The sequence below is a fragment of the Clostridium sp. SGI.024 genome, assembly GCF_050315195.1.
In the GTDB taxonomy this organism is placed as follows: Bacteria; Bacillota; Clostridia; order Clostridiales; family Clostridiaceae; genus Clostridium.
Genome location: NZ_JBNPON010000014.1, coordinates 23716 through 46033, shown reverse-complemented (window position 1 = coordinate 46033; position 22318 = coordinate 23716). Strand labels below are relative to the sequence as shown.

The window sequence follows — 22318 nt, the reverse complement described above, 5'->3', positions numbered from 1 at the left end:
AAATTTAATCTAAAAACCTATCTAATAATACAATTTACTTATCTTTATTCTGTAGGATTTTTTTCTCTTAAACTATTCATTATTTCTTCTTTTATTTTTAATATATCAGCAGATTCCTCAATAGATTTATTATCTCCAATTGCAGTTAGTTTTTCACTAAGTAGAAGCATAACTAAAGATTCAAAAGCATTTGCTCCCTTACCTTCTCCTTCTGCACCAGTATTAATAAGAGTTTTTGGAACTATATCAATGTGACCTTCCTTTATTGCATTTGTAAATGAAGTCATAACATCAGTAATAACCTTATATTGTGGAGCACCATATGCATTTACTTGCTCTTTTGCAGCAATAGCCTTTGATATACCTACTCTTGCCTCTTTATCCGCATCTGCTTCTGCTGTTACTTTTATCTTAAAGGCTTCTGCTTCAGATTGCTTTTTAACTTTATAAGCATCTGCTTCCGCAAGATTTTGTATTTTTTCAGCATCTTGCTTAGCCTTCATAAGCTCTGCTTTACCTTGATTTTCTTGAATTCTAATATTAATATCTGATTCAGTTAAAGTGGTTTGTTGTTTTGCAATAGCTTCTGCTTCTCTAAGTTCCTTTTCTTTTTCTGCTGCCTTTTGTTGAGTTTCATAAGTTTCTAGCTGTTCTTTTGCAATCTGTCTACTTCTAAGCTGAGTTAATATTGTTTCGATATTTGTATCAGCTTTAGAACTTCCAGGAGTTCCTATTAATACTTCTTCTAACTCTAAATTATAATGATCAAATTTTCCCTTCATCTCCAATGAACTTTGAGCTTGAATTTCATTTCTTTGTTGTATAAGCTCTATTAATGTTTTAGTTTGTCCAATATTTTTAAAATATGCAGATACCATAGGATCTAATGTTTGATCTACTAGCATCTTTATATCTCCAAATCTTTGAATTACAAGAGGTGCTTTTCTATAGTCTATATGAAAAACTACAGATAGTGGTAATGTTGGTTCAAAAGCATCCTTAGTAATTAAATTTACTTCTTTAAGATTTTCATCATATTTATGACTACCATTTTGGTTACTAATCCACTTTAATATTACATTAGTTGTTGGTACTTTAATTATATTACCTGCATAGGTATTAAATGCATATTTACCTGGCATTAATGCTTCATTCCATACTCCTCTATAACCCTTCTTAACTAACTCTCCATGCTTATAATCAGTTCCTGAGAAGTCTTCTCCTTTTGAACCTGTATATGCAACAACAACTCCTACGAATCCAACTGGAATAATAATTTTAGGAATATATTCTACTGTAGCAAATAATCTATTTATAAAATAAGTACCATCTGCTAAAACTTGATATTGTCTACCTCTATATCCACCAGCTCTTAAAAATGCGTCAATATCTTGAAAATTATTATGGTAATTTGCATCATTATGATTATCACCAACTATAGGACATATTATATTTTCACTTCCTAATGATTGTCCATCATGTACTGTTACTATTCCTACTAAGTCACTATTACCTTCAATAATAACTGGCTCAAATCCCCTTCTTTCAGCAATTAATCTAGACATAGTTGAGATAGTATCTAGTTCTTGCCTATTTCCCATCTTTAAATAATAAGTTTTATTTTCTGTAATAATTACAAATTGTGCAAGGTTAAAAGCATAAGTACCTTCTCTTATTATTCCTCTTTGTGGGCCTTTTTGTCCTCCATTTTCTAAGAATCCTCTTACATCTTGAAAATTATTTGCTTCTTTAACTACCTTTCCTAAAGTTTGTGTTGCTTCTAGAGGTTTACCATCTCTTGCAAAAACGTAGGCAATTTTCCCTTGAGGTATTGTCACTAAAGGAACTATATGAACTTTATAAATGAATGGACTCCTAAAATGAATACCTCCTCTTAATAATGCAGGTTGATATCCAGCTTCTCCTTTTAATGCAATTATCTGTTCATTTAATGATCCCTTTGTAGACCACCATTTTTCAACAATACCTACCTTATCGTTTGGAATTATTCTAAAGCCTATAATCCAAAATAATATTATTACTCCAAGTATTATAGCCACTACCTTAATTCCAAGCAAAATCATTTCATCCATAATGCACCTCCCATATTTAATAAGCAAATTATACCAAATACTGGTTCGTAAATGTATATTCATTTTAGACGAAATATCATGTATTTTCTATGAAAAAGAGCCATCCAAATATGTAGTAATATAATTTCTTTTTCTATCTAATTATTACACTACTACTTTAAATTTACTTTTCTAAAACTAAAGATACATACCTTAAACCTATTCTAATTTATTTTACAAACTAAACTATTTATATAATACGCAAAATAATTGTATTTATATTGCAATTATGGTAATTATTGATGTATAATATTAAAATAAAATATTTAAATGAAGGAAGTCTTAATTATGAAAATTACTTTTAAAAGTTCAAATGAACAAAAAGTAACAGATGAAAATGGTAAAGAAATTTTAAGTTTTAAGAAATCAAAAGCATTACCAACTAGAGAGCAATATTCTATTATTAACCCACATAATGAAAAAATAGGATATATAGAAAAAATAAGAAGCAATTTTGGTTTGTTTGATTTACCTCAAATAGTTATATCTATTAATAATGATGAAGTTGTAGTTAAAAAAGATATACAACAATTTAATAATGTTTATGAAATATCTGGTAACGACTTATCAATCATTGGTAATTTAGATAGTCCTCAATTTAGTATTTGCAAAAACGAAAAAATATTAGCTTCAATTGCTGTTGAAAAAGAAGAAGTAGGGCGTAGCTACTTAATTGATATTGCTGACAAGTCAAGTGAAGAAAAACTTATATCCATCTTATTTGGATTAAACTGGATTATTAAATAAAATAATGAGTGAGGTAAAATTTACCTCACTCACTTTATTTAAACTGTTAAAAAACATATAAAAATAGGATATACAATAAATACATATCCTATTTTTATATTCTTAATTTTTATTTATCATCAAGCTTTATATTTCCAAGAAGTGCTGCAAAAGGATTGTTATTAAAATCCTCTGCTTCTTTTTTCATTTTCTTCATCATATTATTAACTTCTCTTTTATCTACTTTGCCCTTTTTATCAAATCTCTTTTCAAATTGTGAAGCCTTTTCTCTAAAATTACAGTTAGTATTAGGACATACATATATCTTTCCTTCACCCTGTCCTCTAACTTCTAATTTCTTTTTACATTCTGGGCATCTTGCATTAGTATTTCTACTTACACTTTCTCTATATCCACATTCTCTATCCTGACAAACATTCATAACTCCATTTTTACCTTTTACTTCTAAAAGATATTTTCCACAATTAGGGCATTTTTTACCTATTTTATTATCGTGAACAAACTTGCTATTATCATTTTTAACTGCTTCTACTAAAGCTATTGCATAATTTTTCATTTCCTTAATAAAATCATTTGGATTATCTTTTCCCTTACTAATTCCATCAAGTCTATTTTCCCACTTTGCTGTTAATAATGGAGACTTTAATTCATTAGGAACTAATTCTATTAATTGCTTTCCTTTAGATGTTGGAACTATTTCTTTTCCTCTCTTTTCTATAACAAAGGAATTAAATAATTTTTCTATTATATCTGCTCTAGTAGCAACTGTTCCAAGACCACCTGTTTCATTTAAAGTTTTAGCTGCTTCCTTATTTACATTTACATACTTTTGAGGATTTTCCATTGCTGATAAAAGAGTTCCTTCATTAAACCTTGCAGGTGGTTTTGTTTCTCCTTTATTTAATTCAAGCTTAGTAATATTTATAATATCACCTTCACTAATTTTAGGAAGAACTTGATCTTTTAAATCATCCTCCTTTGAATCTTCCTCTGAATAATCTTTATCATATAAAGATTTCCACCCTTTTGACTTTATTACCTTTCCTTTAGCAACAAATATTTCACCATTGATGTCTGCCTTTATATTAGTTTGTATATATTCAAAAGGAGTCATTAAAACACTTAAAAATCTTTTTACAACAAGATCATAAATATGTTTTTCTTCCGTACTTAAATTGCTTAAGTTAGGCTTTTGTTCTGTTGGGATTATAGCGTGGTGATCACTAACCTTACTATTGTCTACAAAGCTTTTATTTGAATTAATTTTATTCTTAAGTATTTCAGAAGCTGCTAATCTATATTCTCCAATAGATATAGCTCTAAGCCTTTCTGGAATAGTACCAACTATATCACTTGAAATATATCTTGAATCAGTTCTTGGATAAGTAAGTATTTTATGATTTTCATAAAGTCTTTGCATTATAGATAAGGTTTGCTTTGCTGAATATCCCCAAATCTTATTAGCATCTCTTTGAAGCTCTGTTAAGTCATAAAGAGCTGGAGAGAACTTTTTCTTTGGAGTTTCTGTTATTGAAACTATTTTAGCATCTTTATCTTTTATTTTATTAATTAATTTATTTGCAAATTCTTCATCAAATATCCTTAAATTATTATCCTTATTAACCCATTGAAAATTAATATCCTTACTTTTTGCATTTATAGTATAAAAAGTCTTTGGCTTAAAATTTTTAATTTCTTCTTCTCTATCAACTATCATTGCTAAAGTTGGTGATTGAACTCTTCCTGCTGATAGCTGAGCATTATATTTACAAGTTAAGGCTCTTGTAACATTAAGTCCAACAATCCAATCTGCTTCTGCTCTACATACTGCAGCTTTATATAGATTTTCATATTCACTTCCTGATTTTAAATTTCTAAAACCTTCAAGTATTGCCTTATCAGTTTGTGAAGATATCCAAAGCCTTTTTATTGGTTTTTTAACGCCTACTTTTTCTATTATCCATCTTGCAACTAATTCTCCTTCTCTTCCAGCATCAGTTGCAATAACTATTTCTTCTATATCATTTCTATTTAGAAGTTTTTTTACTTCATAAAATTGCTTTGATGTTTTCTTTAAAACTGTTAACTTCATATTTTTCGGTAACATCGGAAGAGTTTCCATACTCCATGTTTTGTATTTTTCATCATAACTTTCTGGATCTTGAAGACCAACTAAATGACCTAAAGCCCAAGTTATAACATACTTATTTCCTTCAATATAAGCTCCTTTATTTACATTAGATTTTAAAACCTTTGCTATATCTCTACCAACAGATGGCTTTTCTGCAAGTACTAGTATTTTTCCCATATTTTATTTCCTTTCCTGTGCTATAACAAGGAATTATAAAAAATAATAATTATCATTTTATATAATTCTTTCTTGAACAACCTTATTCTATATTTTTTGTAAACTGAATAAGTCTATTATAACATATAGTTAGTTCTATTGTTATTTTATGATATAATAACAATAAGATATTGGGGGGACAAACATATGGTAGAAATATTAAAGTTAGTAGCAAGTTTTATAAATGATTTACATGATAAAGTTTTAGATATAGTAAGTATTGCAGGATATGAATTAAATGATAAGCAACTTCATTTTATATTTATGGCTTTAATAGGAATTGTTATATTTGCATTTACGCAAATTATATTTAAAAAACTTTCAAAATATAGTATTACTGCAATTTCCTTTATTTATACTTTAACTGTTATGGTAGTTATAGTATTTGCAATAGAAATTCAGCAAAAAATTACAAGCAGAGGTAATATGGAATTTGCAGATATAGCCTATGGTTTATATGGTTTTCTTTACATATTTTTAGTTTATCTATTATTTAAATTTATTTTATTAGCCATAAAGATGCTTTACAAAAAATACTCACAACAGTGTAAAAGAATAAAGTAATAATGTTTATAAACTAAAATTTATTCTGTATATATAATTTGATAAAAACATAGAAAATAAGTATAATAAAATTAAGAAGGATGTGTTTATTATATGGGAATCAAAAGAAGTTCTTATTATTCTTGACTAAAAAATACCTCCACGCTTAAACAAAAATTCCATATAAAAACTCATAAAATAAATATAATAAAATTATTTACATTAATTTAAGAAAGTGGTGTGAATTTATGAGAAAAGAAAAATTAAAAAAATTACTAAAAAGTAGAAAGGTACAAGTTTTATTATTTTTTATGATATGTGGAATAGTAATAATTGGATCCACTAAATTTATGACAAACAATGAAAGTACAAAAGAAAATACTGACGTAGATAAAGCTGTAGAAATAGATAATAATAAAAATGAAGAAGACAATAATAAAAGCGAAGAAGATAATAATAACAATGAAGAAGATAATAATAACAATGAAGAAGATAATGATAACAAATTAAAAGAATCAGCTAAAGTTGAGGAAGAAGCTGAAATAACACAACCACCTATCACATCTGAAGAAACTGAATCAACACCTGCACCAACATATTCAAGTTTAGCTGAAGTAAAACAAAGACTTATAAATTATGGACAAAGTTTAGGATATATATATAATCCATCATTAGAAGGCGCTGGATTAAACATACAAGATATTAAACAGCTGAATGAAAATGAAAATGGAAATCTTGTAGATGTAGATTTAGATAGTTTTTTTAAGGTTATGCAAGGAAATGAATTTGGAATATCTGTAGAAGAACGTGATGATGGATATATATGGATGACATTATGGGTTAGTTCTTAAATTAGCAAAAGGTAATTAAAAACCTTATTAGTATTTCTAGATAATTAAAAAAATATTACTGGAAATGAAAATTTCCAGTAATATAACTAATTTAGAAAATCAATTACACAAACTTATCTACAGTCTCTACAGTCTCACTTTTAACACCAATTATTAATTATGCATTATTCATTTTTAATTCTTCGCCATTGCTAAACCATTCCACCATCTATCTTAATTATCTGTCCAGTTAAATATTCACATTTATCACTACATAAGAAAGTTACCATTTTAGCTACTTCACTTGTACTTCCAAATCTTCCAAAAGGTATTTCCTCTTCTAACTCTTCTCTTTCATCTTTTGATAAAAATGAATTCATTTCTGTATCTATTACTCCTGGAGCTATGGCATTAACTCTTATTCCCATTGGAGCTAATTCTTTTGCTAAAGATTTAGTAAATAAATTAATGGCTCCCTTAGTACTAGAATATAAAACTTCACAAGAAGCTCCTGCTTCTCCCCATATGGATGAAATATTTATTATATTTCCTTTTCCTTTGCTTAACATATGAGGTATAGCTTCTTTACTTAAATACATAGCACCTAATACATTTATTCCAAATATATCATTTATATTTATATCTGAAAAATCCATAAATAAACCTCTAAAGGAAATAGCAGCATTATTTATTAATATATCAATTTTCCCAAAGGTACTTATTATAAAATTTATCATGCTTTTGCATATTTCATACTTTGATATATCCCCCTTATATAACTTAGCATACCCTCCTAAAGCTTCTATTTCTTTTAATGTTTCTTCTGCAGATAAATCATCTTTAGAGTAATTTAAAATTACAGTAGCTCCTTCTTTAATAAGTTCTATAGCTATAGCTTTTCCAATTCCTCTTGTTCCGCCAGTAACTAGAGCTATCTTACCTTTTAAGCTATCCATTTTATCACTTCTTTCTTTTGTTTTATATATTATAAATCTATATGAATGTACTTTTTATCTTTAAAATTCCTAAGGAATATAGGATTTATCTCATTTACATCCATTCTTTAAGTACTCTTTTTATATTTCCATAAAATATTTTATCTATTTCTGAATTCGTAAAGTTTTCTTTTAATAAAGCATCTCTTAGTTTTCCTATTTCACCTATATTTTCAATTTCTACTTCATTTCCTATTCCATCAAAATCTGTTCCTAATGCAACTACATCAATTCCTCCAACATTCTTAATATGTTTAATATGTTGAATCATGGAATTAATTGAAGGAACTTTTTCATTTCCTAAGAATGGTGCACAAAAGTTTAATCCCATAACTCCTCCTTTTTCTGCAAGCTTAACTATCATATCATCAGTTAAATTTCTTGAATGATCTGTAACTTTCCTTGCATTTGAATGAGTAGCTATAAAAGGTTTGTTACATATATCAGCTAAATCATAAAATCCACCATCAGATAAATGAGAACAATCAGGTATTATTCCTACCCTTTCCATTTCTAAAACTATTTCTTTCCCTTTATCAGTTAATCCTAAGTCTTTATATTTATAACCTGCATTTGGGTATCCTATACTATTTTTAAAGTTCCATGTTAAAGTTATAAACCTTATTCCCATATCATAAAGCTCTTTTACTCTTTCTACTTTTCCTTCTAAAACTTCCCCTTCTTCTATTGATAAAAAGGCTCCTATCTTCCCCTTACTATTAACGCTTTCTAATTCCTTTAAGTTTCTAACAATTTCTATAGTATCTTCATTTTCTTTTATTTCCCTAATAAAATTATTATACATATTAATAAATTCTGTATAAGGATTTTCAACGATATTTAATTCTATAAAGTGTGCAAATACTTGTGCTTTTGCTTTTGATTTTTTTAATTTTTCTATATCTACCTTACAAATACTTTCATTTAATTTTAAATTTTCATATAACAATCTACTAGCTGTATCGCAGTGCAAATCAATTGAATACATCTTATCTTCTCCTTTTACTTCTTACTTTTTCATCTTCTATCCTTCTAATTCTTTCATCTCTTGCCCATAACAAATAAGTTTCAAGTCTATAGGGCCCAGTTATTACCTTCCTTCTTACCCATAAAACTCCTGATTCTTGTGATTCTATATTCCATTTAACTAATGAAATATTTCCTTTTTCAACTTCTATAGTAGTTATTGCATAAGGCAATACACAACATCCATCATTAAAATATGGTGGATCATTAAGTTCTGGCATCCTACTATTATGTGTATGTCCACAAAGTATCATTTTACCATTATCCTTAGACCATCTTTCTAGCTTTCTGTCTACTTTATTTCCTTTTTTATTATTTTTAGCTGGGCTAGTTGGATCATTAAAACCCGCTATACCATTTAAAAACTTCCAAACATATCTTACTAAAAATCTTGATAGAAGCCAAAAATTATAATTCATTGGATCTGCTTGATGACCATGAGTTACTAAAAACTTTTCATTTACCGGAATATATTTAAAATTTATAGCTTCATGATAATTAATATCTTTTATAAATTTTAAAAAGTTCTTTCCATAGTTATCTCCTACTTTTTTTAGTGCTTTATATTGGGTATTATAAAAACTGTCTCTATTTTTTATTATATCATGATTACCATAAATAAGATAAATTCTATTATCTTCTTTAAATTTATTTAATAGTTTAAAAACATCATTATAAATATAAGCAATATCATTACAATTTCTATTTTTCCAAAGTTCATCTCCATCTCCAACTTCTACATAAGTAAAACCTCTTTTATAATAATAACTTAATGCAGTTTTGTATATATTCTTGTTTGGCATAAGAGAATCATAATATGTTCCATCTCCTCTATGAATATCTGAGATAAAAACTATATTATCTCCCTCATCAAACTTAACTTCTTTAGCACTATCATATAAATAATATAGTCTCTTCATTTATACAACCTCTTAAATTAATTATTTATATTATATGGTTAATATTCCTTATTTGCTAAAAACATCCTACTTAAATACTTATAACTTATATATAAATTTTATTGCTTTAGTACAAACTACAAGTAAGTATTTTAGAAAGGAGATATTTATTTGTGAAGTTTAAATTTATTACTATACTCTTAATTGCTTTACTTATATTTAATATACTACCTATTTCACAATGTTTTGCTTTAGAAGATGAGTCAAATACTACTAAAATTGATTACTCATCTGAAGAAGTAAAAAAAGAATTTAAAGATTTAATAGAAAACTTATTTGCTCAAAGAAATGCTGCAATAGTTTCTAATGATACAGAGCTTCTAAAAGAATTTTATAATTTAAATATTAAAGTAAGCTTATGGGCTTATGAAAGCGAAGCTAAAAAAACTCAATATTTGATTAACTGGTCTGAAAAACAAGCTGTTAAATTTAAGGATATAAAGTCTATTGTAAGAATACGTAAGGTAGCTGAAAAAGAACCTGATTTATATGGAGTAATTTGTGATGTAGCAACAGACTTTAATTATTATTATACTGATTCTCCAGATATAATTAATCATTTTAGGCTAGGAACTAATCATTATTTAAATTTAAAAAAAATTGATGATAAATATATTATTACGAAGGAATGGTATACAGATCCCTTTGCTGACTCCTTAGATTTAAATAATATAAAATCTGAAGAAATAAAAGATTTTATATTAACTCAGAAAGCTCCTAGTTTTACACCTAATGAAAAATTACAAAAAGCTATAGATTATGCTCATATGTATTGTGGTGTCTCTGATGATGAAAATCTTACCTTTAAATATAATACAAAGTATAAAGATCATAATCCAGATGGTGGAGACTGTGCAAACTTTGCTTCACAAATCCTTTTTGAAAGTGGAGCTTTTAAGAAAAATTCTTCATGGAACTATTCTGGAAAAGAAGGTACTAAAGCTTGGCTTAATGCTCAAGGCTTTAAAAATTACATGGTTAATAGTGGTAGAGCATCTTATATAGCTAAGGGATCCTATCAGCAAATTTATACTGTAGCCTTTAATATGAGACCTGGTGATTTTGTTGCTTATGAAAAGAAAGGAAGAATAACTCATGTTTCTACTGTTACAGGTTTTGATTCTAAAGGATATCCATTAGTAACCTGTCACAACACTAATAGACTTTTAGTTCCTTATGATTTAGGTTGGAGCAATGACAATATTAAATTTCATCTAATACATGTTCATTATTAAAAAATAAAGGGATCTGTAGTATAATTATATTTACTACAACTCCCTTTATATTTAAAATCTTTATTAAAAAGTACGAGTTTACTCTAAAAGTAAAATGCTTTCTTTTGGAATTTTTAAAAATAGCTTATCTTTATTATTTCTATTATTCCAATCTTCTTTTTTTATCTTATATAAAATGGTATCATTACTTGTCTTTAAATTACAATTATTATTTTCAAATATTATGCTATACTCAAAAACTTCTTCTACTATCTTATGTATTTTACATTCTATAATGTTTTCATTATTATTAACTTCATTTTCATTAACTATTTTAAAATCATGAGCCCTAATTCCAACATATTTAATATTTTCATCTACTAAACTATCTACTTCTAAGAAAGTATCCCAGTCTACAGCATGTATCTTGTTTTTAGATATTATCTTACACTTAGATATATTTTTACAACCTGTAAGAATAGCTGCTTCTTTTAATTTTGGATTTTTAAATATATCCTTTGTATCACCTAATAAAATTGATTTTCCTTTTTCGATTAGAGATATATTTTTACAGAACTTATAAACTTCATCTCTACTATGAGTAACCATAAGTACTTCTCCATTATAGTATTTTAAAAGCTCTAATACTTCTGTTTGAAGCTTTTCTTTTAAGTAAGAATCTAAAGCAGAAAATGGTTCATCTAACATTAATATATCTGGCTTATATATTATACATCTAGCCATAGCTACTCTTTGCTGCTGTCCACCTGAAAGTTGTCTTGGATACTTCTTTTCAAGCCCTTGTAAATGAAAGGATTTTATAATTTCAGCAATCTTTTTATTTTTTTCAAGCTTAGAAGATTTTAACCCTATACTAATATTTTCTTCAACAGTCATATTAGGAAATAAAGCATAGTTTTGAAATAAATATCCTACATTTCTTTCTTGGGGTTTTAAATTAATATTTTTCTTTGAATCAAATAGGACTTTTCCATTTAAAACTATTATTCCTTCATCAGGTGTTTCAATTCCTGCAATACATTTTAAAGTCATGCTTTTTCCACTACCTGAAGCTCCTAGAATCCCAAGATAATCACCATTTGTTTCAAAAGAAACCTCTAAAGAAAATCCTTTTAACTTCTTTTTAATATCTACAAATAAACTCATTTTATTCTTACCTACTTTAAATATTTTCTTTCTTTTATAGTAAAATAATTAGTCAAAATAATAATTATAAATGAAATTATAGTTACTATTAATACATAGTTTAGAGCTGAATCCATATTTCCTGCTGCTACTTCTGAATAAATAGCTAAAGGAAGTGTTCTCGTTCTATTTGCTATGTTACCAGCTATCATGGCTGTAGCACCAAATTCACCTAAACCTCTTGCAAAGGCTAATATTCCCCCTGAAGCAACTCCTGGCAGGGCCATAGGCATAATAATACGCCAAAATATTTTTCTCTCTGACATCCCAAGTGTTCTTCCAGCCATTATTAGATTCTCATCTACTTGTTCAAAGGCTCCTCTAGCAGAGCGGTACATAAGTGGAAAAGATATTACCACAGAAGCTAATACTGTAGCCCACCATGAAAAAACTATCTTAATTCCCATAAATTCTAATAGGAATTTACCTACTGGCCTATTAACTCCAAAAATCATTAAGAGAAAAAATCCTATTACTGTTGGAGGTAAAACTAATGGTAGTGTTAAAATTCCATCTAAAATTATTTTCACTTTTTCAAACTTAATATTAACTACAAATTTTGCAATAAGTAGGCCTAATAAAAATGTTAAAATCATTGAAATAGCCGCTGTTTTTAAAGATATTATTATTGGTGATATATCCATCATATTCTCCTATATATTTGATGAAAATCCATAGCTCTCAAAAACTTTCATTGCTTCATTTGATTGTAAGAAGTCAGTGAAATTCTTTGCTTCTTCTTTATGCTTAGATGCTTTGATTATTCCTACTGGATAAATTATTTTAGAAACACTTCCCTCTGGAGCTTCTATAACTACTTCAACTTTATCCTTTGAAGATGCATCAGTTGAATATACTATACCAGAATCAGCACTACCTTCAGCTACCCAATTTAGAACCTCTGTAACATTAGTTCCAAGACTTGCCTTGCTAGATACTTCATCCCAAATTTTAAGATTTTCAAACAATTCCTTAGCATATTGTCCAGCTGGTACACTTTCTGGATCTCCTATAGCTATTTTATCGCATTTTAATATATCATGGAAAGATTTTATTTCTTTAGTATTCCCTTTTGGTACAATAAGAACAATTTTATTTTCAAGTAAATCTACAATTGAATCATCTTCTATTAATTCTTCTTTATTTAGTTCATTCATTTGTTTAGTAGCTGCTGATATAAATACATCTATTTCAGCACCTTCTTCTATTTGAGTTTTTAACTTTCCTGAACTATCATAGGTTGCTTGAACCTTAATATTAGGATATTTTTCATTAAACATAGGAATTAATTTTTCATCCATACAGTTTTTTAAACTTGCTGCTGCTGCAATAGTGATAGTAGTTTCTTTTAAAGCATTTTCACTTGAGTTTTTTGAAGATCCATTAGAACTACATCCACTAAACAATGTTAATAATAAACTTAAAGTTAAAATTAAAACTGGTTTCTTTTTCATTTTATACTCTCCTTATACATTTTATTAATATTAAACTAAATAAAACAGAACAAAACAGAACTAAAATAAATAATACTTATTATAATGTAAGTACTTATAACTGTCAATTGCATATTATTACTATAACCTTCTGTTTAAAATAAAATTTATACATTTTAAGATTCTTTAAAATATTATAAATATCATATTTGTTATTATATAAATATTATGTTAAATTATTTTTATAAAAAGAAATGAAAAGGTGAAGAAAATGAATGATGATATATTATATACTCCAGATGAAATTGCTCAAAAACTAAAGATTACTAAAAGTACAGTTTATGAAATGATAAAACGTGGAGACTTAGATGCACATCGTATGGGAAAGCATCTTCGTATCTCTAAATCACAATATGAAATTTACTTATCAAGGTCTAAAGGTTATGAAAATACTTATGAAGCAACTCTTATATCAGAAGATGATGCTGCATTTGCTATAGTTTCTAACGTAAAAATTCAAGTTAATACTGAACTTACTGGTAATGTTAAAATTTCTATTAAACCTGAAGATATTATATTAAGTAAAGGTTCTTTTAAAAGTAGTGCAAGAAATGTTCATAAAGGTATTGTTTCTGATGTTATTATAAATGGTAATAGTGCAAAAGTAATTTTAGATATAGGAATTCCACTTATAGCATTAATAACAAAAAAGTCCTTAGTTGAGTTATCAATAGAAAAAGGAGACGAACTTTTCGGCATATTTAAAACCATGAGTGTAAAAGTTTTTAAATAAAAAAGAAAAATATATAATGCTAGCTGTGACCTGGCAATCTCCAAGTCACACTAGCATTATAATATTTATATCTTTTTATTTTTCTTTCTTATAAATTTCTAATGAATCTGCTACTATATTCATAAGTCTTTTTTGGTAATTTTCATCACATAACATTTTATCTTCAGAATAATTGCTCATAAATCCCATTTCTAGTATTACTACTGGTACAGTAGACCAATTAAAACCCGTTATATCATCTCTCTCAAAAATTCCATTAACCTTTATACCTTTCTCTTTTAGATTTTCTTTTAATATATTAGCAAATTTATTGCTTTCTTCATATATAGTCTTTGTATTGTTTGACTTACTTGATGGAATTAAAATACTAGTCCCTGTTTTACTGGTATCCTTTAGGCTATCACAATGAATTCTAATGGTCATATCAGCTTTTACTTTATTAGCAACTTCTGCTCTTTCAGCATTGCTTATATTAACTTCATGACTTTCTCTAGTCATAATTACATTATATCCTTTTCTTATTAAAATATCTTTTAATAGAAGTGATGCTTCTAAATTAACAACATACTCAGCCTTTTTACTTCCAATACCTTCTGTTCCTTGAGAAACCCTTGGTTTTTTATTACTAGAGTTAGGAGCAATAGGTTCTAGTTTACCATCTCCCTTCTTTTGATGTCCAGGATCGATACAAATAGTAAATGATAATTTTTCTTCTTTGCTTTCTGCCATTATAAGTTTGCTACTACTATTAATTAATAGAAATATAATCATATTAATTGCTATAAACTTCTTCATTTTAACCTCCAAAACTATAATAAATTCTTATATTATAGTTTCCTTTGATTAAATTAATTATTCTTGATTTTATATTGAATGCTTTACTGCCTTTATAATATAAAAAAGTTACTTTATCGAAATAATGACAAAGTAACTTTTTTAAACTAAATATTAATTTTTAACTCAACTGGACAGTGATCTGACCCAAATACTTCTGTATGTATTTTAGCATCTTCCAATTTATCTTGTAATGAATTTGATGTTAAGAAATAATCAATTCTCCATCCTGCATTCTTTTCTCTTGCTTTAAATCTATATGACCACCAAGAATAAATTCCTGCTACATCTGGATAAAAATATCTAAAGGTATCAGTAAATCCTGAAGTTAACAAGTTTGTAAACTTATCTCTTTCTTCTATAGTAAATCCTGCATTTCTTAAATTAGTCTTTGGATTCTTTAAATCAATTTCTTTATGTGCAACGTTTAAATCTCCACATACTATTACAGGTTTCTTTTTGTCTAGTTCTAATAAATACTCTTTAAATGCATCTTCCCAAACCATTCTATAATCTAATCTAGCTAATTCATTTTTAGAATTAGGTGTATATACTGTTACCATATAAAAATTTTCAAATTCTAAAGTTATTACTCTACCTTCTTTATCATGTTCTTCTATGCCAAGACCATAAAAAACATCTAAAGGCTCCTTTTTAGTAAATATTGCAGTACCTGAATATCCCTTTTTCTCGGCATAATTCCAATATTGATAGTAGCCAGGTAATTCTAAATCTATTTGTCCTGCTTGTAGTTTGCTTTCTTGAATACAAAAAATATCTGCATCAACCTCATTAAAAAAATCTAAAAAGCCCTTTGTAACACAAGCTCTTATTCCATTAACGTTCCATGATATTAACTTCATAAATGTCTCCTTTATATTTATATTTTAATTATATTATAACAATAATATTTATTAAAACATAATAATAATTATATTTAATTATATAAAGGATGTTTTTCACATAAAGCTTTTACTCTTGCTTTTAAACTTTCTATATCTGGATTTTCTACAGAAAGAGTATCATTTATTATTGATGCAATTTCCTTCATATCTTCAGTGTTAAATCCTCTAGTTGTTACTGCAGCAGTTCCTATTCTTATTCCAGAAGTTACAAATGGACTTTTAGTTTCATTAGGTACTGTATTTTTATTTACAGTTATTCCTATTAAGTCTAAAAGGTGTTCAGCATCTTTTCCTGTAACATCTTTATTATTCAAATCTACAAGAATTAAATGGTTATCGGTTCCACCTGAAACTATTTTAAATCCATGCTTTATTAATTCTTCTGATAATATATTACAGTTAGTTACAACATTATTAATATATTCTTTATATGATGGCTCTAAAGCTTCTTTAAAACATACAGCCTTAGCAGCAATAGTATGTATTAATGGTCCTCCTTGTATTCCAGGGAAAATAGTTTTATCTAATTGTTTTGCATATTTTTCCTTACAAAGAATTAATCCACCTCTAGGTCCTCTTAAAGTTTTATGAGTAGTTGATGTTACAAAATCTGCATATGGTACTGGTGATGGATGTGCTCCAACAGCTACCAATCCAGCAATGTGTGCCATATCTACCATAAAGTAAGCTCCTACTTCATCACAAATTTCTTTAAAAGCTTTAAAGTCTATTATTCTTGAATATGCACTAGCCCCTGCAACTATCAATTTAGGTTTATGCTTTAAAGCTAAAGCTCTAACTTCATCGTAATCTATTTTTTCTGTTTCTTTATTAACTCCATAAGAAACAAAATTATATAGTTTTCCTGAAAAATTTACAGGTGATCCATGAGTTAAATGACCTCCATGACTTAAATCCATGCCTAATACAGTATCACCATACTCTAATATAGAAAGGTATACCCCCATATTTGCTTGTGAACCTGAATGTGGTTGAACATTTGCATGTTCTGCTCCAAATAGCTTTTTTGCTCTCTCTCTTGCAATTTCTTCAACCTCATCTACAACATAACATCCACCATAGTATCTTTTATTTGGATAACCTTCTGCATATTTGTTGGTAAGATATGATCCCATAGCTTCCATCACTGCTTTAGATGTAAAATTCTCAGAAGCTATTAATTCGATACCATCTTGTTGTCTTTTTAACTCCTTATTAATTAATTCTTCAATAACCTTATCTTCCTTTAAAAGATTTTCAAAATTCATTTTATCACCCCAAAAATTTTTTTTATAATTTATACTTTTTAATAAATTATAAATATAATCTCAATAATAATCAATAAAAATATATAATAATTTAATATTCTAATATAGATTATTGACATCATATCATTAATTATTTTCAATATTATATACTATACAATATTGGTATGTTATAATACCTTCAGAAATTTTAACTTTATAAGGGGCATAAATATTATGGATTTAAATGAAATACTTCACGTAGCAACTTTTGCTGGAAAAATCATGTTAGAATCTGGTGGTGAAACCTATAGAGCAGAAGAAATAATATGGAGAATATGTAAAATTTACGGTGTTGAAGAAGCTGAAAGCTTTGTAACCACAACAGGAATAATGGTTTCTATTTGCAGTAATGGAAAGACATTTTCGTTAATAAGAAGGGTTTCTGCTAGAACTATAGATTTAGATAAAGTTGATAAAGTTAATGACTTATCTAGAAATATTACTAATAGAGGTTTAACTGTATCACAGCTAAAAGAACAGCTTCAAATTATTAATAACGGCGAAAGATATAATAATAAAACTTCGATAATAATTTCTGCTTTTGGTGCTTTCTGCTTTGTTTTTTTATTTGGTGGAAAATTACCTGAAGCAATAGCTGCATTTTTCATAGGACTAATAATAAAATCCTTATCTATAAAATTCTCTAGTCTAGATATAAATCAATTTTTTATTAATAGTATTTGTGCAGGTATAGTTGCTATTATGTCTATTATTTTTTTAAAAATAGGATTAATAACTGATATGGATAAAACTATTATTGGCTCTATAATGCTTTTGGTTCCAGGCCTTGCTATAACCAATGCTATAAGAGATACTATATCTGGCGATTTACTAGCTGGTTCAACTAGAGCTATAGAAGCATTTTTAGTAGCAATATCTATTGCAGTTGGTACAGGTGCTGTACTTAGCTTTTGGATTTCTACTTTTGGAGGTTTATAATGAATGTTTCAAATATGATTATACAATCAATTTTTGCTTTTTTTTCATCTCTTGGCTTTGGTATCTTATTTAATATAAAAGGAAAAAAATTATTTTATGCAGGTATTGGTGGTGGATTAAGCTGGTTTATTAGTATGTATTGTGAAAACTTAGGATTTAATACTACTTCCTCATTTTTTATTACATCAATAATATTTAGTATTTATTCGGAAATTATGGCTAGGATTTTAAAAACTCCAGTAACTACTCTAATCATTTGTGCTTTAATACCATTAGTTCCAGGTGGTGGAATGTATTATACAATGTATGAAGCTATTAATGGCAATATTATGGAATCTATTGAGTTAGGCATCAATACAATGGCCAGTGCAGGATCTTTAGCCCTCGGTATAATCTTTATTTCTACTTTAACGCGAATACTTATGAGAGCAAAGAGAAAAAAAGAATTTAGAGAAATTGAAAAAATATATAAAAATAGAAAATAAGGAGCTGCTTAAGCAGCTCCTTTAGTAATATTTATTATTCTTCAATTGATATTGCAGTAACTGGACAGCTATCGCAAGCCTCTCTTGTTGCATCTTCATATTCTGCTGGAACTGCTCCTTCTTTTGCAATTGATACTCCAGTTTCTAAAGTGAAGATTTCTGGACAAATTCCTTCACATAAACCACATGAAATACAAGTATTTTCATCAACAAATGCTTTCATAAACACGCCTCCTTATATTTATATTAAACTTAAATCAAAAATTATTTTACATATTAATAATGTTTATAAGTTTATTATAAATAATCATTAAATAATGTCAATATTTCTCATAGTCCAAAAATCCTCATAAATATTAATTTTATCAAATTAAATTGCTTATAATAGATTTATATCATTTTCTCTGCATATCTTAATATTTTTTTCATCCCATATAGAAGCTTGTACTTCTCCAATATGTGCTTTATTTAAAAAGAACATACAAATCCTAGATTGTCCAATGCCTCCACCAATAGTAAATGGAAGTTCCTCATTTAAAATCATCTTGTGAAAATCTAGCTCTTTTCTATCCTCATTTCCTGATGCTTTTAACTGATAATCTAAAGAAGCCTTATCAACTCTTATTCCCATAGAAGATAATTCTACAGCTCTTTCTAATAATGGATACCAAAATAAAATATCACCATTTAGCTTCCAATCATCATAATCTGGACTTCTTCCATCATGTTTTTGGCCAGATTTAAGTAAATCACCAATCTTCATTATAAATACTGCTTTATACTTTTTACATATAGCATCTTCTCTTTCTTTTGATGTGTAATTTGGATACATATCTTCTAACTCTTGAGTTGTTATAAAATGAATCTCATCTGGTAATATATTTTCACCATTTATTAGATTGCTATGAACATACTTTTCAGTTTTCTTAAATACATTATAAATGCTTCTTACTACTTCTTTTAATTTTTCTTCATTTCTATCTTCTTTATTTATTATTTTTTCCCAATCCCATTGGTCCACATAAACTGAATGTAGATTATCAAGCTCTTCATCTCTTCTAATAGCATTCATATCAGTATATAAGCCTTCTCCCACATTAAATCCATATCTGTATAAACTCAATCTTTTCCATTTTGCTAATGAATGTACTATCTCAACTTCTTCACCAGTAGCTAATAAATCAAATTTTACAGGTCTTTCTACTCCGTTTAAGTTATCATTTATTCCACTATTAGTATCTACAAATAGTGGTGCTGATACCCTAGTTAAATTAAGTTCTTGTGCAAGTTCTCTTTCAAAATAATCTTTAATTTTCTTAATATTAATTTCTGTTTCGATTAATGAAGTTTTACTTTTATAATCCTTTGGTACTGTTATTCCTTCAATTTGCATAATAAATTCCTCCTTATTATTTTATAAAATAAAAAAACTTCCATCCTATAAAAGGATGAAAGTAATATTCCATGGTACCACCTTAATTCATTATTAATTCTCATTAATAATCTTATCAAGTACGTAAGTTAAACTTATATACTCTATCACTATAACAGGTGAACCTGATTACTGCCTACTAGTTGTTATCTTTCGGAGTACAGCTCAGAGATGTTATTCAAATTAACTTTCTTACTCTACTTCCAGCCAAGGTAGAGCTCTCTTTGAAGAATCATTAAATCTACTTGTTCTCTTCATTGCCTTTATTAATTTTATTTTGTTGAAATAAATATATCATCATACTATAAATTTGTAAATAGTTTTTAAAATATATTATTAATTTAATAATATTTTTTTTATTTTACAAAAGTATTAATTGTTTTTATAAGTTGTTTTAAACTTTCTTGTTCCATAGAGCCTTCTTCTATATTTAAACAATTATTAGCATAATATTCAATTGTTAATCCACCAACCTTATTAATTGCAGATCTAATGGCTGAAATCTGTACTAATACATCTGAACAACAAACATTTTTTTCCATCATTCCTTGAATACCTTTTACTTGTCCTTCAATCCTTCTAAGTCTATTGACTATATCTTTTCTCAACTTTTCATTCTCTTCGTCCATCTTTATTCCTCCATACTAATATACCTATATAGGGTATATATATTCTATCATTTATCATTGTATCTTTCAATTAATTAAATTCTTAAAATTAATAATTTAATTAATAAAAATGGTATAATATATATGTATATATTTTTTTTTACAATTTTATTTGATTATGGAGGTTATTATGGAAGAAATTTTAAATATATTTAATAAACAAAAAGAGTTTTTTGATTCTAAGGAAACAATTAATATTGATTTTAGAATTAATACACTAAAAAAACTTAAAATGATAATAAAAGAAAATGAAGAACTTATTATGGATGCTTTATACAAAGATTTAAGAAAATCACAATTTGAAGCTTATGCAACTGAAATAGGGATATTGTATGATGAATTAAATCTCCATATAAAAAAATTAAAAAGTTGGTCTAAGAAAGAAAAAAAAAGAACTCCTATAGTTCATTTTCCAGCTAAAAGTTATATATATAAAGAACCTTATGGTGTTACATTAATAATTGGACCATTTAATTATCCTTTTCAACTAATTATTTCTCCATTAATTGGAGCTATTTCAGCAGGAAATTGTGCAATAATAAAACCCTCTGAAAATAGTACTAATACTGCACTACTTTTAGAGAAACTAATTAATGAAAATTTTCATGAGAAATATATAAAAGTAGTTAATCCTCTAGGTGGAAAAGAAACTGTTTCTTATTTATTAGATTTAAGATTTGATTATATATTTTTTACAGGTAGCATAAGAGTTGGAAAAATAATAGCTGAAAAAGCCTCAAAAAATCTAATTCCTGTAACTTTAGAGTTAGGAGGAAAAAGTCCATGTATCGTTGATGAAACAGCAAATCTAGATTTAGCTGCAAAACGTATTGTTTGGGGAAAGTTTTTAAATGCAGGTCAAACTTGTGTTGCTCCAGATTATATATTAATTGAAAAAAGCATTAAAGATTACTTTTTAATGGCGCTAAAATCTGAAATCATTAAGCAATTTGGATCTAATATTAAATCTAGCCCTGATTTTCCTAGATTAATAAATAAAACTTCCCTAGATAGAATTAAAGGCTATTTAAGTGATGGTGAAATCTATTATGGTGGTGACTTTGATTATGAAGATTTATATATGGAACCAACTATTTTAACTAATATAAAAAGTGATTCAAATATTATGGAAGATGAAATTTTCGGACCTATTTTACCTGTTATTGAATATTTAACTATTGATGATGCTATTAATTATGTTAACTCTAAAGAAAAACCTTTAGCATTATATTATTTTTCAGAAAATAACAATACAATAGATAAAGTATTGTCTAACGTATCTTCTGGAGGTGCTACAATTAATGATACTATAATCCACGTTGCTTCACCAAACCTTCCTTTTGGTGGCGTTGGTTTAAGTGGTGTTGGAGACTATCATGGAAAAGCAAGTTTTGATACTTTTTCTCATAGTAAGTCTGTTATAAAAAGAGGAACCTTCTTAGAGCTTCCATTTAGATTCGCACCATATAAAAATAAGTTATCTCTTTTAAAGAAGCTTATGAAGTAATTACCTATAACTATAA

The 22318-nt window shown here is 27.2% G+C and carries 22 protein-coding genes and 1 other annotated feature; of the genes, 8 read left to right on the top strand and 14 right to left on the bottom strand.

What is annotated here, in order from left to right; all coding sequences use genetic code 11:
* Positions 1-44: 44 nt before the first annotated feature.
* Entirely contained in the window at positions 45-2093 is a 2049-nt protein-coding gene (locus ACQRD5_RS06515) for an SPFH domain-containing protein (RefSeq protein ID WP_320900408.1), read from the bottom strand.
* Positions 2094-2420: 327 nt separating this feature from the next.
* Here ACQRD5_RS06515 and ACQRD5_RS06510 point away from each other — a divergent pair, with 327 nt between their 5' ends.
* On the top strand, positions 2421-2879 hold the full coding sequence (locus tag ACQRD5_RS06510) for a hypothetical protein (protein WP_320627835.1): 459 nt from the start codon (positions 2421-2423) through the stop codon (positions 2877-2879).
* Positions 2880-2988: 109 nt separating this feature from the next.
* Here the strand turns inward: ACQRD5_RS06510 and ACQRD5_RS06505 are convergent, their stop codons facing one another.
* Positions 2989-5187: a DNA topoisomerase III gene (locus ACQRD5_RS06505; protein WP_427746628.1), complete on the bottom strand. Its 2199-nt coding sequence runs from the start codon at positions 5185-5187 to the stop codon at positions 2989-2991.
* Positions 5188-5373: 186 nt separating this feature from the next.
* On the opposite strand from ACQRD5_RS06505, the gene ACQRD5_RS06500 reads away from it, so the two are divergent.
* Together ACQRD5_RS06500 and ACQRD5_RS06495 are read left to right on the top strand one after the other, a co-directional pair.
* Positions 5374-5790 (top strand): hypothetical protein, encoded by a 417-nt coding sequence (locus ACQRD5_RS06500; protein WP_427746627.1) that lies wholly within the window; start codon positions 5374-5376, stop codon positions 5788-5790.
* A 227-nt stretch (positions 5791-6017) separates the two neighbouring features.
* A complete protein-coding gene (locus tag ACQRD5_RS06495; protein ID WP_427746626.1) occupies positions 6018-6620 on the top strand; it encodes a hypothetical protein in 603 nt (200 codons plus the stop codon).
* Between the two features lie 191 nt (positions 6621-6811).
* On the opposite strand, the gene ymfI is transcribed toward ACQRD5_RS06495, so the two are convergent.
* The 3 genes from ymfI to ACQRD5_RS06480 all read right to left on the bottom strand — a co-directional run bounded on the left by ymfI (position 6812) and on the right by ACQRD5_RS06480 (position 9540).
* Positions 6812-7555: an elongation factor P 5-aminopentanone reductase gene (ymfI, locus tag ACQRD5_RS06490; RefSeq protein ID WP_291624943.1), complete on the bottom strand. Its 744-nt coding sequence runs from the start codon at positions 7553-7555 to the stop codon at positions 6812-6814.
* 94 nt (positions 7556-7649) lie between these two features.
* Entirely contained in the window at positions 7650-8582 is a 933-nt protein-coding gene (locus tag ACQRD5_RS06485) for a dipeptidase (RefSeq protein WP_291624942.1), read from the bottom strand.
* A gap of 1 nt (position 8583) precedes the next feature.
* Positions 8584-9540, bottom strand: a complete 957-nt coding sequence (locus tag ACQRD5_RS06480) for a metallophosphoesterase (RefSeq protein ID WP_308780355.1) — start codon at positions 9538-9540, stop codon at positions 8584-8586.
* A 152-nt stretch (positions 9541-9692) separates the two neighbouring features.
* Between ACQRD5_RS06480 and ACQRD5_RS06475 the strand changes: the two genes are divergently transcribed.
* On the top strand, positions 9693-10814 hold the full coding sequence (locus ACQRD5_RS06475; protein WP_291624939.1) for an amidase domain-containing protein: 1122 nt from the start codon (positions 9693-9695) through the stop codon (positions 10812-10814).
* Positions 10815-10892: 78 nt separating this feature from the next.
* On the opposite strand, the gene ACQRD5_RS06470 is transcribed toward ACQRD5_RS06475, so the two are convergent.
* From ACQRD5_RS06470 to modA, 3 genes are read right to left on the bottom strand one after another with little or no spacing between them, the layout of a single operon-like run.
* Positions 10893-11960, bottom strand: a complete 1068-nt coding sequence (locus ACQRD5_RS06470) for a sulfate/molybdate ABC transporter ATP-binding protein (RefSeq protein ID WP_294362647.1) — start codon at positions 11958-11960, stop codon at positions 10893-10895.
* An 11-nt stretch (positions 11961-11971) separates the two neighbouring features.
* Positions 11972-12643, bottom strand: coding sequence for a molybdate ABC transporter permease subunit (modB, locus tag ACQRD5_RS06465; protein ID WP_291624954.1), 672 nt, complete (start codon positions 12641-12643; stop codon positions 11972-11974).
* A gap of 9 nt (positions 12644-12652) precedes the next feature.
* Positions 12653-13453 carry a molybdate ABC transporter substrate-binding protein gene (gene modA, locus ACQRD5_RS06460; RefSeq protein ID WP_427746625.1) on the bottom strand — a complete coding sequence of 267 codons (801 nt, stop codon included), beginning with the start codon at positions 13451-13453 and terminating at the stop codon, positions 12653-12655.
* A gap of 250 nt (positions 13454-13703) precedes the next feature.
* On the opposite strand from modA, the gene ACQRD5_RS06455 reads away from it, so the two are divergent.
* Positions 13704-14225 carry an excisionase family DNA-binding protein gene (locus ACQRD5_RS06455; RefSeq protein WP_291624933.1) on the top strand — a complete coding sequence of 174 codons (522 nt, stop codon included), beginning with the start codon at positions 13704-13706 and terminating at the stop codon, positions 14223-14225.
* A 75-nt stretch (positions 14226-14300) separates the two neighbouring features.
* Here the strand turns inward: ACQRD5_RS06455 and ACQRD5_RS06450 are convergent, their stop codons facing one another.
* The 3 genes from ACQRD5_RS06450 to glyA all read right to left on the bottom strand — a co-directional run bounded on the left by ACQRD5_RS06450 (position 14301) and on the right by glyA (position 17232).
* Positions 14301-15020: an N-acetylmuramoyl-L-alanine amidase gene (locus ACQRD5_RS06450; protein ID WP_291624931.1), complete on the bottom strand. Its 720-nt coding sequence runs from the start codon at positions 15018-15020 to the stop codon at positions 14301-14303.
* 146 nt (positions 15021-15166) lie between these two features.
* Complete coding sequence (locus ACQRD5_RS06445) at positions 15167-15922, bottom strand: exodeoxyribonuclease III (RefSeq protein WP_291624929.1); 756 nt, start codon at positions 15920-15922, stop codon at positions 15167-15169.
* Between the two features lie 74 nt (positions 15923-15996).
* Complete coding sequence (gene glyA, locus ACQRD5_RS06440; RefSeq protein WP_291624927.1) at positions 15997-17232, bottom strand: serine hydroxymethyltransferase; 1236 nt, start codon at positions 17230-17232, stop codon at positions 15997-15999.
* 213 nt (positions 17233-17445) lie between these two features.
* Between glyA and ACQRD5_RS06435 the strand changes: the two genes are divergently transcribed.
* Positions 17446-18210, top strand: coding sequence for a threonine/serine exporter family protein (locus tag ACQRD5_RS06435; RefSeq protein WP_291624925.1), 765 nt, complete (start codon positions 17446-17448; stop codon positions 18208-18210).
* A 14-nt stretch (positions 18211-18224) separates the two neighbouring features.
* The gene (locus tag ACQRD5_RS06430; protein ID WP_294167232.1) at positions 18225-18695 is read left to right on the top strand and encodes a threonine/serine exporter family protein; all 471 of its coding nucleotides are present in this window, start codon (positions 18225-18227) and stop codon (positions 18693-18695) included.
* Positions 18696-18729: 34 nt separating this feature from the next.
* Here ACQRD5_RS06430 and ACQRD5_RS06425 read toward each other — a convergent pair whose 3' ends face one another.
* From ACQRD5_RS06425 to ACQRD5_RS06415, 3 genes are all read right to left on the bottom strand, one after another.
* On the bottom strand, positions 18730-18918 hold the full coding sequence (locus tag ACQRD5_RS06425) for a ferredoxin (RefSeq protein WP_291624924.1): 189 nt from the start codon (positions 18916-18918) through the stop codon (positions 18730-18732).
* Positions 18919-19074: 156 nt separating this feature from the next.
* Positions 19075-20088, bottom strand: a complete 1014-nt coding sequence (gene asnA, locus ACQRD5_RS06420; protein ID WP_291624922.1) for an aspartate--ammonia ligase — start codon at positions 20086-20088, stop codon at positions 19075-19077.
* Between the two features lie 48 nt (positions 20089-20136).
* Positions 20137-20394 (bottom strand) — a binding site (T-box leader).
* Between the two features lie 89 nt (positions 20395-20483).
* On the bottom strand, positions 20484-20756 hold the full coding sequence (locus ACQRD5_RS06415; RefSeq protein WP_291624920.1) for a metal-sensitive transcriptional regulator: 273 nt from the start codon (positions 20754-20756) through the stop codon (positions 20484-20486).
* Between the two features lie 169 nt (positions 20757-20925).
* Here ACQRD5_RS06415 and ACQRD5_RS06410 point away from each other — a divergent pair, with 169 nt between their 5' ends.
* Positions 20926-22302 (top strand): aldehyde dehydrogenase, encoded by a 1377-nt coding sequence (locus tag ACQRD5_RS06410; RefSeq protein ID WP_291624918.1) that lies wholly within the window; start codon positions 20926-20928, stop codon positions 22300-22302.
* Positions 22303-22318: the final 16 nt, after the last annotated feature.

Coding starts and splice junctions, on each gene's coding strand:
- asnA (WP_291624922.1), bottom strand. CDS start 20,088: ATGCAAATTGAAGGAATAACAGTACCAAAGGATTATAAAAGTAAAACT.
- ACQRD5_RS06470 (WP_294362647.1), bottom strand. CDS start 11,960: ATGAGTTTATTTGTAGATATTAAAAAGAAGTTAAAAGGATTTTCTTTA.
- ACQRD5_RS06510 (WP_320627835.1), top strand. CDS start 2,421: ATGAAAATTACTTTTAAAAGTTCAAATGAACAAAAAGTAACAGATGAA.
- modA (WP_427746625.1), bottom strand. CDS start 13,453: ATGAAAAAGAAACCAGTTTTAATTTTAACTTTAAGTTTATTATTAACA.
- ACQRD5_RS06485 (WP_291624942.1), bottom strand. CDS start 8,582: ATGTATTCAATTGATTTGCACTGCGATACAGCTAGTAGATTGTTATAT.
- ACQRD5_RS06500 (WP_427746627.1), top strand. CDS start 5,374: ATGGTAGAAATATTAAAGTTAGTAGCAAGTTTTATAAATGATTTACAT.
- modB (WP_291624954.1), bottom strand. CDS start 12,643: ATGGATATATCACCAATAATAATATCTTTAAAAACAGCGGCTATTTCA.
- ACQRD5_RS06415 (WP_291624920.1), bottom strand. CDS start 20,756: ATGGACGAAGAGAATGAAAAGTTGAGAAAAGATATAGTCAATAGACTT.
- ACQRD5_RS06495 (WP_427746626.1), top strand. CDS start 6,018: ATGAGAAAAGAAAAATTAAAAAAATTACTAAAAAGTAGAAAGGTACAA.
- ACQRD5_RS06410 (WP_291624918.1), top strand. CDS start 20,926: ATGGAAGAAATTTTAAATATATTTAATAAACAAAAAGAGTTTTTTGAT.
- ACQRD5_RS06505 (WP_427746628.1), bottom strand. CDS start 5,187: ATGGGAAAAATACTAGTACTTGCAGAAAAGCCATCTGTTGGTAGAGAT.
- ACQRD5_RS06425 (WP_291624924.1), bottom strand. CDS start 18,918: ATGAAAGCATTTGTTGATGAAAATACTTGTATTTCATGTGGTTTATGT.
- ACQRD5_RS06455 (WP_291624933.1), top strand. CDS start 13,704: ATGAATGATGATATATTATATACTCCAGATGAAATTGCTCAAAAACTA.
- ymfI (WP_291624943.1), bottom strand. CDS start 7,555: ATGGATAGCTTAAAAGGTAAGATAGCTCTAGTTACTGGCGGAACAAGA.
- ACQRD5_RS06450 (WP_291624931.1), bottom strand. CDS start 15,020: ATGAAGAAGTTTATAGCAATTAATATGATTATATTTCTATTAATTAAT.
- ACQRD5_RS06435 (WP_291624925.1), top strand. CDS start 17,446: ATGGATTTAAATGAAATACTTCACGTAGCAACTTTTGCTGGAAAAATC.
- ACQRD5_RS06445 (WP_291624929.1), bottom strand. CDS start 15,922: ATGAAGTTAATATCATGGAACGTTAATGGAATAAGAGCTTGTGTTACA.
- ACQRD5_RS06430 (WP_294167232.1), top strand. CDS start 18,225: ATGATTATACAATCAATTTTTGCTTTTTTTTCATCTCTTGGCTTTGGT.
- ACQRD5_RS06480 (WP_308780355.1), bottom strand. CDS start 9,540: ATGAAGAGACTATATTATTTATATGATAGTGCTAAAGAAGTTAAGTTT.
- glyA (WP_291624927.1), bottom strand. CDS start 17,232: ATGAATTTTGAAAATCTTTTAAAGGAAGATAAGGTTATTGAAGAATTA.
- ACQRD5_RS06515 (WP_320900408.1), bottom strand. CDS start 2,093: ATGGATGAAATGATTTTGCTTGGAATTAAGGTAGTGGCTATAATACTT.